This window comes from Streptomyces sp. NPDC029169 (assembly GCF_055563935.1).
In genome coordinates, this window is record NZ_JBVHXA010000004.1 from 268,639 (window position 1) to 282,978 (window position 14,340).

A 14,340-nucleotide genomic window follows, 5' to 3' on the forward strand; every position below is an offset into this window, starting at 1 on the left:
GTCAACACCCGTCAGGCTTGGCCGGACTTAGAAGAATGATCTCTTTTTTCGACGCTCAGGAACGGCAGGAGACATGACCGTGCGGCACGAGGCCCCGACGCAGGGCGCCGGTGAGGCGCTGGAGGTCTGGATCGACCAGGATCTCTGCACAGGGGACGGGATCTGCGCGCAGTACGCCCCGGAGGTCTTCGAGCTGGACATCGACGGTCTGGCCTATGTGAAGGGCGCGGACGACGAGCTGCTGCAGGAGTCCGGGGCGACGACGCCGGTGCCGCTGCCGTTGCTCCAGGATGTCGTGGACTCCGCGAAGGAGTGCCCGGGGGACTGTATTCACGTGCGCCGGGTTTCGGACAGGGTCGAGGTCTACGGGCCTGACGCGGAGTGATGCTTCACACACTCTGTGCGTCGGAGCGTTCGGAGCGGACGAAGGTTCCGCTCTTCCAGCGCCAGCTGACGTGTTCCTGTTCGTCGGGGCAGCAACTCGGTACGTCGGGGGACGAGTAGCCGAGCAGGGTGGCGGTGATCGCGCCTTCGCGTAGGGCGAGGTCGGCGACGCTCTTCTGCTGGGTGGGTTCGACGAGTGTGGCGACGACGCGGGCGTCGTCGGTGTCCTTGCCGTGGGTGAGGACGTAGACGCCGTGCGGGGGTGTGCCGGAGCCGGCTTCGCAGTGTACGACTGCGACGGTTTCGGGGTTTCCGTCGCCGTCGAGGTCCCCTGTGGCGCGCTGCGCGATCTTGGTGGGGGCTCCCCCGCATGCGAGGGGGTAGTCGGCTGTCGTGGCGTCGGGTGCGGGCCGTGCGGCGGCGGGCCGGCCGCCCGGGGTGGCGGTGGTGGCGGTGGCCGGGTCGGGTTGCAGCAGGCCGGCGGTGGCGACGACGGCGGCCATGGCGGTCGCGGTGGCCAGCCAGTGCACCGGCCGGGCGTGGGTGTGCGCGAGGTCCGGGACGGCGGGGGGCTGCACGCGGGATGTCTCCTGTGAGGGTGGCGCGGAAGGAGTTGCGGGCATCGTGCCATACGTCACAGGCGGGTGGAACAGGCGGGGTGGGAGCTGTTCGCGAAGGTGGCGAACGTGAAGGTGCCGCCGTCGAGTTCCTCGCTGTGGTGCGGGAACTCGGCGGCGGCACACGTTCGTTGTCGGGGCGTCAGCCCTTGGGCGGGCGTCGGCCCTTGTTGAGGCGTCAGCCCTTGTTGGGGCCTTCGTAGTCCTCGCCGTAGGCGCCCTTGGCGGGGCGGCGGCGGCGCATGGGCGGTTCGACGCCGTCGGCGAGGCGCCGGGCGGTGACGAGGAAGCCGGTGTGCCCGATCATGCGGTGGTCGGGGCGGACGGCGAGGCCCTCCACGTGCCAGTTGCGGATCATGGACTCCCAGGGCTGCGGTTCGGCGTAGCAGCCGAACTCGCGGATGGACTCCACGGTGCGCGCGAGCTGGGTGGTGGTCGCCACGTAGCAGCAGAGGATGCCGCCGGGGACCAGGGCCTTGGAGACGGCCTCCAGGCACTCCCAGGGGGCGAGCATGTCCAGGATGACGCGGTCGACGTCGGTGTCGGACAGGTTGTCCTGGAGGTCGCCGACGGTCAGCTGCCAGGCGGGGTGGGGGCCGCCGAAGTAGCGCTCGACGTTGCCCTGGGCGATCTCGGCGAAGTCCTCGCGGCGCTCGTAGGAGTGCAGCATGCCGCTGTCTCCGATGGCGCGCAGGAGGAAGCTGCTGAGAGAGCCCGATCCCACGCCCGCTTCCACGACGCGGGCGCCGGGGAAGATGTCGGCGAAGGCCAGGATCTGACCTGCGTCCTTGGGGTAGACCACGGCGGCGCCGCGGGGCATGGACAGGACGTAGTCGGGGAGCAGGGGGCGCAGCGCGAGGTAGGCGACGTTTCCCGTGGTACGGACAACACTGCCCTCGGGAGCACCGATCAGCTCGTCGTGGGGGAAGGAACCCTTGTGGGTGTGGAAGTTCTTCCCGGCCTCGAGCGTGAACGTGTAGTGGCGTCCCTTGGGGTCGGTGAGCTGGACCTGGTCCCCGACCTTGAAGGGCCCGCGACGGCGGGCGGCACCGGTCGGTTCGGACATGTGACCAGAGTACCGGGGTTATGCGGAGGGTCGTGCCATGGCCTTGACGAAGGCGCTTTCCACGTCGGTGGTGGAGAGGACTCCGTAGATCTCTCCGGTGTCCTCGATGACCAGGTACTCGGTGGCGGGGCTGGCGCGGAGGTGGTCGAGGAGGGGTTGGCCGGTGAGTTCGGCGGGGACCTTCATGCCGTCGGTGAGGTCCTGGGCGAGGGTGCTGACGGCGACCCAGGGGCGGCGGTGCTGGGGGATGCCGGCGATGGCGGTCTCGCGGACGAGGCTGGTGGGGTTGCCCTGGCCGTCGACGACGACGAGGGCGCGGGCGCCTGCTTCGTTGGCGCGGCGGAGGGCTTCGGAGAGTGGGGTGGCGGGCTCGACGGGGATGGCGCGCCGGGTGAGGGTGCGGGCGCGGAGTTCGGGGAGGTGTTCGCGGAGCCGGGCCATGCGCAGGCTGTTGCCGGCGCCGGTCCAGATGATGGCGGCGAGGATGGCGGCGAGCAGGGCGTCGGTGACGGTGTCCATGCCGCTGATGTCGTCGGTGGAGTTGCCGAGGAGGCCGGTGCGGGTGAGGAGGGGGAGGCCGATGAGGACGGCGACGGCGAGGGCGCGGCCGACCCAGGCGGCGGCGATGGTGCCGCTCATGGGCTTTCCGGTGATCTTCCAGACGACGGCGCGCAGCATGCGGCCGCCGTCGAGGGGCAGTCCGGGCAGCAGGTTGAAGATCGCCACGATGAGGTTGGAGATCATCAGGCCGGCGAGGAGGACGCCGGGGACGGTGCCAGGTTCGACGGCGTAGAGGGTGAGGTAGAAGACGCCCGCGAGGACGAGGGAGAGCAGGGGGCCGACGAAGGCGAGGACGAATTCGCGGCCGGGGGTCTCGGTCTCCTTCTCGATCTCGGAGACGCCGCCGAAGAACTGGAGCTGGATGCGTCGGACCGGGAGCTTGAAGCGGAGTGCGGCGATCGTGTGGGCCAGTTCGTGGACGAGCACGGAGGCGTAGAAGGCGATCGCGAAGAAGAGGGAGACGAGGTAGCGGGCGGCGCCGAGGTCGGGCAGGACGCGCTGGATCTGGTCGCCGAAGACCCAGGTGATGAGGGCGGCGACGAGGAACCAGCTGGGGGCGACGTAGACGGGCACGCCGAAGGGGCGGCCCATGAGGATCCCTCCGCCGGGTTCCTCGTTGCGCCGGGTGCGGGAGTCGGCGTCGGCCGGCGGTTCCGCGTCGCCGGACCGCGGCCGCTTGTTCTCGCCGCTCTCGTCGTCCTGGTTCACGGGTTCCTCTCGTTGCCTTCCGCGCGACCCCTGTCGTGCGTCACTCTTCGATCATGCAGCGTGACGGGGTCCGGCGTCGATGGTATTCGGCTCGCTGTCAGTGGCGGGCCGTAGGGTCTGGGTCATGAGTACGAGCGAGCAGCCGCCCGTGGGGGCCAGGACGCCCACGTCGTTGTCGCCTTCGCGGGCGAGCGACTTCATGCAGTGTCCCCTGCTGTACCGGTTCCGGGTGATCGACAGGCTGCCGGAGAAGCCGAGTGCGGCGGCGACGCGGGGCACGCTGGTGCACGCGGTGCTTGAGCGGCTTTTCGACGATCCGGCGGTGGAGCGGACGGCGCCGCGGGCGAAGGCGCTGATTCCGGGGCAGTGGGACCGTCTCCTTGAGGCGCGGCCGGAGCTGGGCGAGCTGTTCGCGGAGGACGCGGAGGGGGAGCGTCTGGCGGGCTGGCTGGTGGAGGCGGAGCGGCTGGTGGAGCGGTGGTTCACGCTGGAGGATCCGACGCGGCTCGAGCCGGCGGAGCGTGAGCTGTTCGTGGAGGCGGAGCTGGAGTCGGGGCTGCGGTTGCGCGGGGTGATCGACCGGATCGATGTGGCGCCGACGGGCGAGGTGCGGATCGTCGACTACAAGACGGGCAAGGCGCCGCGGCCGGAGTACAGCGAGGGCGCGCTGTTCCAGATGAAGTTCTACGCGCTGGTGATCTGGCGGCTGAAGCGGGTGGTGCCGCGCCGTCTGCAGCTGGTGTATCTGGGCAGCGGTGATGTGCTGACGTACGACCCGGTGGAGGCGGATCTGCTGCGGGTGGAGCGGAAGCTGCTGGCGCTGTGGGAGGCGATCCGGCTGGCGACGGAGACGGGCGAGTGGCGGCCGCGTCCGACGAAGCTGTGCGGCTGGTGCGATCACCAGGCGGTGTGTCCGGAGTTCGGTGGGACTCCCCCGGTGTATCCGCTGGAGATCCGCCGGGAGATCGTTTCCGCGCGCCCGCCGGAGTCGGGCGAGTCGGGGCAGGGCAGAATGGGGCCGGTCCAGCCCGCGCCGTGAAGGAGTTCTCGTGGCTATCCGCGTCCTACTGGTCGATGACCAGCCGCTGCTGCGCACCGGTTTCCGGATGATTCTGGAGGCGGAGCAGGACATCGCGGTGGTGGGTGAGGCCGGGGACGGCCTGCAGGCCCTGGAGCAGGTGCGGGCGCTGCAGCCGGACGTGGTGCTGATGGACATCCGGATGCCGCGGATGGACGGGGTCGAGGCGACGCGGCAGATCACGGGTCCGGGCCGGGACGGTCCGGCGAAGGTGCTGGTCCTGACGACGTTCGATCTGGACGAGTACGTGGTGGAGGCGTTGCGGGCGGGGGCCAGCGGCTTCCTGCTGAAGGACGCGCCGGCGAACGAGCTGGTGCAGGCGATCCGCGTGGTCGCGGCGGGTGAGGCGATGCTGGCGCCGTCGATCACGCGCCGTCTGCTCGACAAGTATTCGGCGCATCTGCCGTCGGGTGACGAGCAGATGCCGGACACGCTGAGCACGTTGACCGAGCGTGAGGTCGAGGTGCTGAAGCTGGTGGCGCGGGGGCTGTCGAACGCGGAGATCGCGGCGGATCTGTTCGTGAGCGAGACGACGGTGAAGACGCATGTGGGCCATGTGCTGACGAAGCTGGGGCTGCGCGACCGGGTCCAGGCGGCGGTGTACGCGTACGAGAGCGGTCTGGTGCGCCCCGGGGCGCAGTAGCGACAGCGGCCGGTACGCGGAGTTACGCGTACGGGGACTTACGCGTACGGGGACTTACGAGTACGGGAAGGGGCCCGGCGCGCGTGATGCGTGCCGGGCCCCTTTCCGTGGCCGTGCCGGGCCCTTTTCCGTGGCGGCGGGTCAGCCCTTCTTGATCTCCCAGAAGCGGAAGACGGTGGAGGCGTCCAGGGTCCACTCGAGACCGCTGACGCCGTCCCGGGCGACGGCGTACTGCTTGCCCTGCCACAGCGGCAGGATCGGCAGTTCGTCGGCGACGAGGTCCTGGAGCCTGCCGAAGTCCCCTCCGGTGCCGGCGCGGTCGGCGGCGGCGGAGGTCTTCGGGAGGAGGCTGCGGGTGATGGTGGCGTTGGCGTAGTTGTTGCCGAGGACGTTGCCCTCGCCGAAGAACGGGGCGGTGAAGTTGTCGGCGTCGGGGTAGTCGGGGACCCAGCCCTTGACGTACACGCCGTACTTGCCGGCCGCGATGTCCTTCTCGTACTGCTCGTACTCGACGGACTGCACGTCGGCGTCGAACAGGCCGCTGGTGTTGAGCTGTTCGGCTATCGCCTTGAGTTCCTGGTCGGTGGAGGGGCCGTAGCGGCTCGGGGTGGACCAGAGGGTGAGCTTCACCTTGTCGGTGATGCCGGCCTTGCGCAGCGCCTTCTTGGCCTTGGCGGTGTCGGGGCGGTCGCCGTAGGTGTCGACGAAGGCGGTGTTGTGGCCCGCGATGCCCGCCGGGACGATCGAGTACAGCGGCGTGGCGGTCGACTTGTAGACGTTCTGGACGAGCGCCTCGCGGTCGACGAGGTGGGCGATGGCCTGGCGGACGCCGAGCTCGCCGACGACGGGGTCCTTGACGTTGAAGACGAGGTGCTGGACCTCGGCGCTCGTGCCCTGGACGACCTCGATGCCCTTGTCCTCCGTGGAGGCTTCGAGGGCGGCGATGTCGTCGGCGGCGAGGCCTCGGTAGGCGATGTCGACGTCGTTGTCGGCGAGGGCCTTGGAGAGGGCCGCGCGGTCTCCGCCGTACAGCTTGAGGGTGACGCCGGCGTTCTGCGGCTTGGCGCTGCCGGTGTAGCCGCCGTTGACGGAGAAGACGGCCTCGGTGTCGCTGATGGACTCCAGCTTGTACGGGCCGGAGCCGACCGCCTTGCCGTCGGTGCGCAGCGCGTCCTCGGCGTACTCGCGGTGGTCGACGATCGAGCCGGCGCCGGAGGCGATCTTGCTGGGGAAGGTGGCGTCGGGGGTCTTCAGCCGGAAGATCACGGTGAGGTCGTCGGGGGCCTCGATGGACTGGATCGAGGAGAGCAGTGGCGCCGGGCCGGACGGGTCGTCGATCTTCATGGCGCGGTCGAAGGAGAACTTGACGTCCTTCGAGGTGAGCGGGTTGCCGTTGGAGAACTTCAGGCCCTCGCGCAGCGTGCAGCGGTAGACCTTGCTGCCGGCTCCGAACGCGCACTTCTCGGCGGCCTCCGGCTGGGGCTCGGTGGCGCCCTTGGGGAAGCTGAGCAGGGACTGGAAGACGTTGTTGAACAGCAGCCAGGAGCCGGGGTCGTAGCCGGCGGCCGGGTCGGTGGCCATGACCTCGTCGGACATGCCGACGCGGACGTTGTCGCCGGAGCTCGCGGTGCCTCCGCCCTGCTCCGTCCCACAGCCGCTGAGCAGTGCGGCGGACAGGCCCGCGGCGAGGGGGGCCGTCAGCCACTTGTTGTGCTTCACAGAACGTGCCTCTTGATCTCTTGCCTGGCCGGCCGGGCGCGAGTGCGCGGCCGGTGTAGCCGAACGGGGTGAGGGGTCAGGCGCTGCCGCGGCCGAGCTCCCACAGGAGCAGGTCCGAGGAGGTGTTCAGCGCCCATTCGACGCCGGTCAGATCGTCGCGTGCGGCGACGTACTGCTTGCCCTGCCAGAGCGGCAGGACGGGTACGTCCCGGGCGACGATCTTCTGGATCTGTCCGAAGACGGGGCTCGCGGCGTTGCGGTCGGCGGAGCGGCGCGAGCGCGGGATCAACTGGTCGCGTACGGACGTGTTGACGTAGGGGGTGTTGAGGAAGTTGTCGGCGTCGAGGAAGGGGGCGACGTAGTTGTCCGGGTCGGGGAAGTCGGGGAACCAGCCGAGGCCGTAGACCGGGTAGTCGCCGCGTTTCTGCGCGGGGCGGAAGGTGGACCACTCGCTGCCCTTGACGGTGACGTCGAAGAGTCCGGTGGCGTTGAGCTGGTCGCGCAGCGCCTCGAACTCCTTCTTTGTGCCTGTGCCGTAGTGGTCGGTGGTGTAGTGCAGGGTGAGCGCGACGGGTGCGGTGATGTCGGCCTTGCGCAGGATGCCGGCGGCCTTGCTCTTGCTGGGTTCGCCGTAGGCGTCGAAGAAGGCCGTGGAGTGGCCGGTGACGCTGGAGGGGATCAGCGAGTAGAGCGGCTGGGCGGTGGGGCCGTAGACCGCGTTGACGATGGCGCCGCGGTCGATGACGGCGGCCATGGCCTGCCGGACGGCCTTGTCCTTGACGGAGGGGGCGTCGGTGTCGAAGGCGAGGTAGCGGATCTCCAGGCCGGGGACTTCGGTGAGGTCGATGCCGTCCTTGGGCTTCTCGGTGAGCGTCTTGACCTGCTCCAGCGACATCGCGCGGGTCATCATGTCGATCTCGCGGCTCTCCAGGGCCGCGCCCATGGCGTCCGCGTCGGAGAAGGAGCGCAGTTCGACGGTGTCGTTGCGCAGGGTGATGTCGCCCTTGTACGTCGGGTTCTTGGTGAAGACGACCTTGCGGATGTGATCGCCGTCGCGCTCGGTCTTCATGGTGTACGGGCCGGAGCCGTCGACGTCGAAGCCGTCGCGGAGCTTCCTGCCGTCGTACGTGTTCTTGCTGAGGATGCCGGCGACCGGGGTGGAGAGCTTGTACGGGAAGGTCGCGTCGGGGGTCTTGAGGTGGAAGACGACCTCGCGTTCGCCGTTGGTCTCGACGGTGTCGATGTTGGCGAGGAGGGCGGCGGTTCCGTTGTCGGACTTGATGGCGAGGACGCGTTCGACGGAGAACTTCACGTCCGCGGCGGTGAGCGGGGTGCCGTCGGCGAAGGTGAGTCCGTCGCGGAGCGTGCAGCGGTAGCTCTCGCTGGCCCGGTCGCTGAAGCCGCAGCTCTCGGCGGCCTCGGGGACGGGCTCGCCGCCGCCGCGGGGCACGTGCATGAGGGTCTGCACGGTCTGCCGGAGGATGTTCCAGGCGCCGGTGTCGTAGGCGAAGGCCGGGTCGAGGGGTGCGGGGGCCTCGCTGGTGGCGACGAACTGGTCCGTGGTGCCGACGACGATGGCTCTGGACTCGTCCGTGCCGCCGCAGGCGGCGAGCAGCGGGGCGAGCAGACCGGCGGCGGCCGGCAGGGCCAGGGTCTTGCGGTGCATCAGGGACGTTCTCCTCATCCGGCACTGGGATACAGCGGCGTACGGACACTCCGCCGCTTCCGCCCGGTCGGGGCGGGCGATCGGGCCGGGATGGTGAGCGATCGGTCCTGTGTTCGCGGCGACGTGGATGGGCGCCGGTGCACGCGGATGGTGCGGCGAAGTACTCGCGAAAGATTAGTGCGCGACGCCGTGACGGCCGACCGCGCGCAGGCCGCCCCGGATGCGGATGGTGATCATGAATACGGGGGTCTCGATAGTCATGCGAGGGCATGATTCGGCAGGGAACACGCGAATCGGGACAGAGGTCGTGGGCCAAACCGGAGTCTTCCGGACATGGGGCGCAGGATGACCCTCCGCGTTCCGGCACGCTGGGTGACGAAGGTCACGCCGCGTGCCCGTTCCGCGGAGGGCCGGTCACATGGTCAGGGCCCGGCGATCAGCGTCCGCAGGAAGGGCACGTCCACGTCCTCCAGGGAGCGGACCACGACCCGGCCCACAGAGGGGGCGATCGGTGCCACGGAGGGGACGGCGACCACCCGGCAGCCGGCGGCCTCGGCGGCCGCCACGCCTGTCGCCGTGTCCTCGATGACGGCGCACAGCGCGGGCTCGGCCCCGACCCCGGTCGCCGCCGTCAGATACGGCTCGGGGTGCGGCTTGGTGCGCAGCACCTCGTCGCCGGCCACGGTGAGGGCGAAGCGGTCACGGCCGATCGAGGCGAGGATCCGGTCGATGATGCGGCGGTGCGAGGCGGAGACCAGGGCGGTCGGGATGTTGTGCCGGGCCAGTTCGGAGAGGAGCCGCTCGGCGCCCGGCATCAGCGGCACGCCCCTGGTGATGCGCTGCTCGAACTTCTCGTTGAGCAGGACGGTGAGCTCGGCGACGGTGATGTCGGCGCCGGTGGCCTCGATGAGATAGCCCGCGCTGCGGGTCATCGGGCCGCCGACGACGATGTCGCGCCACGCCTCGTCCAGACCGTGTCCCAGGTCGGCGAAGACCTCGACCTCCGCGTCCCACCAGAAGCCCTCGGTGTCGACGAGGGTGCCGTCCATGTCGAGGAAGACCGCCTGCAGGGCGGAGCTTCCGCTGGTACGGAACAAGGACGCGGGGACCGTACTGGTCATCCGGCACACCTCCATGGAGGGACGAGAAGGCCGGCCCCCTCCCCGGTACGGGGAGGATGACCGGCCTGCACTGGACCGACCAGTGTACGTCCGGATCACCGAAGGTGCGCTGATTTACCCCGGGCGGGTGTTACCGCGCGTTGAAGTACTTCGCCTCGGGGTGGTGGATCACGATCGCGTCGGTGGACTGCTCGGGGTGGAGCTGGAACTCCTCCGAGAGCTGGACGCCGATCCGCTCGGGCCGCAGCAGCTCTGCGATCTTCGCCCGGTCCTCCAGATCGGGGCAGGCGCCGTAGCCGAGCGAGAAGCGCGCGCCGCGGTACTTGAGCGCGAACATGTCCTCGACGTCCTCGGGGTCCTCGCCGCCGAAGCCCAGCTCGGCGCGCACGCGCGCGTGCCAGTACTCGGCGAGGGCCTCGGCCAGCTGCACGGAGAGACCGTGCAGCTCCAGGTAGTCACGGTAGGAGTCGGACTCGAAGAGCTTGGCCGTGGCCTCGCCGATCCGGGAGCCGACGGTGACGACCTGGAGGCCGACGACATCGGTCTCGCCGGACTCCTCCGGGCGGAAGAAGTCCGCGAGGCAGAGGCGGCGGCCGCGGCGCTGGCGCGGGAAGGTGAAGCGGGTCCGCTCGTTGCCTGCCTCGTCGAGGATGATCAGGTCGTCGCCCTTGGAGACGCACGGGAAGTAGCCGTGGACGACGGCCGCCTCCAGCAGGTTCTCGGTGTGCAGCCGGTCCAGCCAGCCGCGCAGCCGCGGACGGCCCTCGCTCTCCACCAGCTCCTCGTACGAGGGTCCGTCGCCGGCCCGGTTCTGCTTGAGGCCCCACTGGCCCTTGAACAGGGCGCCCTCGTCGAGCCAGGAGGCGTAGTCCTTGAGCGGGATGCCCTTGACGACGCGGGTGCCCCAGAACGGCGGGGTCGGCACGGGGTTGTCGGTCGCGACGTCCGAACGGCCCTGCGGCTCCTCCTCGGGACGCTCGGCGAGCTGGACGCCGGTGGCCTTGACCCGGCGCTGCTTGAGCTCGGGGAGTACGGCGCCGGGCACGCCGCGCTTGACGCCGATGAGGGCGTCCATGAGCCGCAGGCCCTCGAACGCGTCGCGGGCGTAGCGGACTTCGCCTTCGTAGATCTCGTGCAGGTCCTGCTCGACGTAGGCGCGGGTGAGGGCCGCGCCGCCGAGGATCACGGGGTACTTGGCGGCCAGCTCGCGCTGGTTGAGCTCCTCCAGGTTCTCCTTCATGATCACCGTGGACTTGACCAGCAGGCCGGACATGCCGATGACGTCCGCCTTGTGCTCCTCGGCGGCCTCCAGGATCGCCGAGACCGGCTGCTTGATGCCGATGTTGACCACGTTGTAGCCGTTGTTGGTCAGGATGATGTCCACGAGGTTCTTGCCGATGTCGTGCACGTCGCCGCGCACGGTGGCCAGGACGATGGTGCCCTTGCCGTCCGCGTCCGTCTTCTCCATGTGCGGTTCGAGGTAGGCGACGGCCGTCTTCATCACCTCGGCGGACTGGAGCACGAACGGCAGCTGCATCTGGCCGGAACCGAACAGCTCACCGACGACCTTCATGCCCTCAAGGAGGGTGTTGTTGACGATGTCGAGGGCCGGCGTGTCCTGGAGTGCCTCGTCCAGGTCCGCTTCCAGGCCGTTCTTCTCGCCGTCGATGATCCGCCGCTGCAACCGCTCGTCCAGCGGCAGCGCCAGCAGTTCCTCGGCCTTGCCCGCCTTCAGCGACTTGGTGGTGGCGCCCTCGAACAGCTCCATCAGCTTCTGCAGCGGGTCGTAGCCCTCCCGCCGCCGGTCGTAGATCAGGTCCAGGGCGGTGGTGACCTGCTCCTCGTCGAAACGGGCGATCGGCAGGATCTTCGACGCGTGCACGATCGCCGAGTCCAGACCCGCCTTCACACACTCGTCCAGGAAGACCGAGTTCAACAAGATCCGCGCGGCCGGGTTCAGACCGAAGGAGATGTTCGACAGACCCAGCGTCGTCTGCACGTCCGGGTGGCGGCGCTTCAGCTCCCGGATCGCCTCGATCGTGGCGATGCCGTCCTTGCGCGACTCCTCCTGGCCGGTGCAGATCGTGAAGGTCAGCGTGTCGATCAGGATGTCCGACTCCAGGATCCCCCAGTTGCTGGTCAGGTCATCGATCAGCCGCTCCGCGATCGCCACCTTGTGCTCGACCGTCCGGGCCTGGCCCTCCTCGTCGATCGTCAGCGCGATCAGCGCGGCGCCGTGCTCCTGGGCGAGACGGGTGACCTTCGCGAACCGCGACTCCGGCCCGTCACCGTCCTCGTAGTTGACGGAGTTGATGACCGCACGGCCGCCCAGGTGCTCCAGACCCGCCTGGATGACGTCGACCTCGGTGGAGTCCAGGACGATCGGCAGCGTCGAGGCCGTGGCGAACCGCCCCGCCAGCTCGTGCATGTCGGCCACACCGTCACGGCCCACATAGTCGACACAGAGGTCGAGCATGTGCGCGCCCTCGCGGATCTGGTCCCGGGCCATCTCGACGCAATCGTCCCAGCGACCCTCCAGCATCGCCTCGCGGAACTTCTTCGACCCGTTCGCGTTCGTCCGCTCCCCGATCGCCATGTACGAGATGTCCTGACGGAACGGAACCGTCTGGTACAGCGACGCGGCGCCCGGCTCCGGCTGCGGAGCGCGCTCGGTCGGCGTCATGTCCCGTACGCGCTCGACGACCTGGCGCATGTGTTCGGGCGTGGAGCCGCAGCAGCCGCCGACCAGGGACAGCCCGTAGTCGCGGATGAACGTCTCCTGGGCGTCGGCCATCTCGGGCGGGGTCAGCGGGAAGTACGCGCCGTCCTTGGTCAGCACCGGCAGGCCCGCGTTCGGCATGCACATCAGCGGTGTGCGCGAGTGGCGGGCGAGGTAGCGCAGGTGCTCGCTCATCTCGGCCGGGCCCGTCGAGCAGTTCAGGCCGATCAGGTCGATGCCGAGCGGTTCGAGGGAGGTGAGGGCGGCGCCGATCTCCGAGCCGAGCAGCATCACGCCTGTCGTCTCGAAGGCGAGGGAGCAGATCAGCGGCACGTCGATGCCGAGCGCGTCCAGGGCGCGGCGGGCGCCGATGACGGACGCCTTGGTCTGGAGGAGGTCCTGGGTGGTCTCCACGATCAGGGCGTCGGCGCCGCCGGCGAGCAGGCCCTCGGCGTTCTGCTGGTAGCCGTCGCGGATCGTCGCGTACGGGATGTGGCCGAGGGTCGGCAGCTTCGTACCGGGTCCGATGGAGCCGAGCACCCAGCGCTGGCGGCCGTCCTTGGCGGTGAACTCGTCGGCGACGTCGCGGGCGATCCGGGCGCCCGCCTCGGACAGCTCGAAGATGCGGTCGGCGATCTCGTACTCACCGGCCGCCGATGTGTTCGAGCCGAAGGTGTTGGTCTCGACGCAGTCGACACCCACGGCGAAGTACTCCTCGTGCACCGAGCGGACGATGTCCGGGCGTGTCACGTTGAGGATCTCGTTGCAGCCTTCGAGCTGCTGGAAGTCCTCGAGCGACGGGTCCTGGGCCTGGAGCATCGTGCCCATGGCTCCGTCGGCCACGACCACCCGGGTCGCGAGTGCCTCGCGAAGGGCTGCGGCGCGGGTCCGGCTGTCAGCGGATGGGGTCGGCGACGAGGCCATGGATGAGCTCCCTGGGATGCGACGGCTGTCGGCTTTGCACGCTCGGTGGAGGGTGCACGGGGCCAGAGTAACCGCGTGGGTGCCGGGGTGGACATCGCGTTCCACTGGGCGGACGGCATGCTGTGCTCCCGGGGCTCCCGGTCGCGCCTGTTCATGACCGACACTGTGTAGGTAACGAGCGGTCGGCATCGACCGATAGTGTTCAGCATTGTCGAACAGCATGATCCACGCGATCCTGATCCCTAGGATCCACGGAAATCCGGGGGTCGTGGACGTCAAGGAGAGGGAGAAGGGCCGGGCGATGGCGAAGAACATCCAGTCGCTTGAACGGGCGGCGGCGATGCTGCGACTGCTCGCGGGCGGCGAGCGCCGGCTCGGCCTGTCCGACATCTCCTCCTCGCTCGGCCTGGCCAAGGGAACGGCGCACGGCATCCTGCGCACCCTGCAGGCCGAGGGCTTCGTGGAGCAGGACGCGGCTTCGGGCCGCTACCAGCTGGGCGCCGAGCTGCTGCGCCTGGGCAACAGCTATCTGGACGTGCACGAGCTGCGGGCGCGGGCGCTGGTCTGGACGGACGACCTGGCGCGCTCCAGCGGCGAGAGCGTCCATCTCGGGGTGCTGCACCAGCAGGGCGTGCTGATCGTGCACCACGTCTTCCGGCCGGACGACAGTCGGCAGGTCCTGGAGGTGGGGGCCATGCAGCCGCTGCACTCCACGGCCCTGGGCAAGGTGCTGTCGGCGTACGACCCGGTGGCGCACAGCGAGGTCCTGGAGGTGCCGCGCGAGGGCTTCACGCCCCGCACGGTCACCGAGCTGACGGAGTTCGAGTCGCTGCTCGACATGACGCGGGCCCGGGGCTGGGCCGCGGACGTGGAGGAGACGTGGGAGGGCGTGGCCTCGGTGGCGGCCCCGATCCACGACCGGCGCCGGATGCCGGTGGGCGCGGTGGCGATCACGGGCGCGGTGGAGCGGGTATGCAACGGGGGCGAGCTGCGCTCGGAGCTGGTGGCGGCGGTACGGGACTGTGCCCGCGCCGTCTCCCGTGACCTGGGCGCGGGGCGCTTCTGACCTGTGTGGCTCCGGGCGCGCGTCCGCGTGGGAGCGCCTGCTCAACCCGTCGGTAACGATCCCGTTAT

11 protein-coding genes are annotated in these 14,340 nt (G+C 69.7%); 4 read left to right on the forward strand and 7 right to left on the reverse strand.

The window, feature by feature from the left end; all coding sequences use genetic code 11:
- Positions 1 to 73 precede the first annotated feature (73 nt).
- Positions 74 to 385, forward strand: a complete 312-nt coding sequence (locus ACZ4VI_RS10495) for a ferredoxin (RefSeq protein WP_467998523.1) — start codon at positions 74 to 76, stop codon at positions 383 to 385.
- A 4-nt stretch (positions 386 to 389) separates the two neighbouring features.
- On the opposite strand, the gene ACZ4VI_RS10500 is transcribed toward ACZ4VI_RS10495, so the two are convergent.
- The 3 genes from ACZ4VI_RS10500 to ACZ4VI_RS10510 all read right to left on the reverse strand — a co-directional run bounded on the left by ACZ4VI_RS10500 (position 390) and on the right by ACZ4VI_RS10510 (position 3,336).
- The gene (locus ACZ4VI_RS10500; protein WP_467998525.1) at positions 390 to 962 is read right to left on the reverse strand and encodes a hypothetical protein; all 573 of its coding nucleotides are present in this window, start codon (positions 960 to 962) and stop codon (positions 390 to 392) included.
- A gap of 217 nt (positions 963 to 1,179) precedes the next feature.
- A complete protein-coding gene (locus ACZ4VI_RS10505; RefSeq protein WP_467998527.1) occupies positions 1,180 to 2,067 on the reverse strand; it encodes a tRNA (adenine-N1)-methyltransferase in 888 nt (295 codons plus the stop codon).
- Between the two features lie 18 nt (positions 2,068 to 2,085).
- Positions 2,086 to 3,336, reverse strand: a complete 1,251-nt coding sequence (locus ACZ4VI_RS10510) for a site-2 protease family protein (protein ID WP_467998529.1) — start codon at positions 3,334 to 3,336, stop codon at positions 2,086 to 2,088.
- A gap of 124 nt (positions 3,337 to 3,460) precedes the next feature.
- Between ACZ4VI_RS10510 and ACZ4VI_RS10515 the strand changes: the two genes are divergently transcribed.
- Together ACZ4VI_RS10515 and ACZ4VI_RS10520 are read left to right on the forward strand one after the other, a co-directional pair.
- The gene (locus tag ACZ4VI_RS10515; protein WP_467998530.1) at positions 3,461 to 4,375 is read left to right on the forward strand and encodes a RecB family exonuclease; all 915 of its coding nucleotides are present in this window, start codon (positions 3,461 to 3,463) and stop codon (positions 4,373 to 4,375) included.
- Positions 4,376 to 4,385: 10 nt separating this feature from the next.
- A complete protein-coding gene (locus tag ACZ4VI_RS10520) occupies positions 4,386 to 5,057 on the forward strand; it encodes a response regulator (protein WP_467998532.1) in 672 nt (223 codons plus the stop codon).
- A gap of 141 nt (positions 5,058 to 5,198) precedes the next feature.
- Here the strand turns inward: ACZ4VI_RS10520 and ACZ4VI_RS10525 are convergent, their stop codons facing one another.
- The 4 genes from ACZ4VI_RS10525 to metH form a co-directional block, all read right to left on the reverse strand.
- On the reverse strand, positions 5,199 to 6,776 hold the full coding sequence (locus ACZ4VI_RS10525; RefSeq protein WP_467998534.1) for an ABC transporter substrate-binding protein: 1,578 nt from the start codon (positions 6,774 to 6,776) through the stop codon (positions 5,199 to 5,201).
- 76 nt (positions 6,777 to 6,852) lie between these two features.
- Positions 6,853 to 8,442, reverse strand: a complete 1,590-nt coding sequence (locus ACZ4VI_RS10530) for an ABC transporter substrate-binding protein (RefSeq protein WP_467998536.1) — start codon at positions 8,440 to 8,442, stop codon at positions 6,853 to 6,855.
- 422 nt (positions 8,443 to 8,864) lie between these two features.
- The gene (locus ACZ4VI_RS10535) at positions 8,865 to 9,563 is read right to left on the reverse strand and encodes an HAD family hydrolase (RefSeq protein WP_467998538.1); all 699 of its coding nucleotides are present in this window, start codon (positions 9,561 to 9,563) and stop codon (positions 8,865 to 8,867) included.
- A gap of 130 nt (positions 9,564 to 9,693) precedes the next feature.
- Positions 9,694 to 13,206: a methionine synthase gene (metH, locus tag ACZ4VI_RS10540; RefSeq protein ID WP_467998540.1), complete on the reverse strand. Its 3,513-nt coding sequence runs from the start codon at positions 13,204 to 13,206 to the stop codon at positions 9,694 to 9,696.
- Positions 13,207 to 13,507: 301 nt separating this feature from the next.
- On the opposite strand from metH, the gene ACZ4VI_RS10545 reads away from it, so the two are divergent.
- On the forward strand, positions 13,508 to 14,272 hold the full coding sequence (locus ACZ4VI_RS10545) for an IclR family transcriptional regulator (RefSeq protein ID WP_467998833.1): 765 nt from the start codon (positions 13,508 to 13,510) through the stop codon (positions 14,270 to 14,272).
- The last annotated feature ends 68 nt before the right edge of the window (positions 14,273 to 14,340 follow it).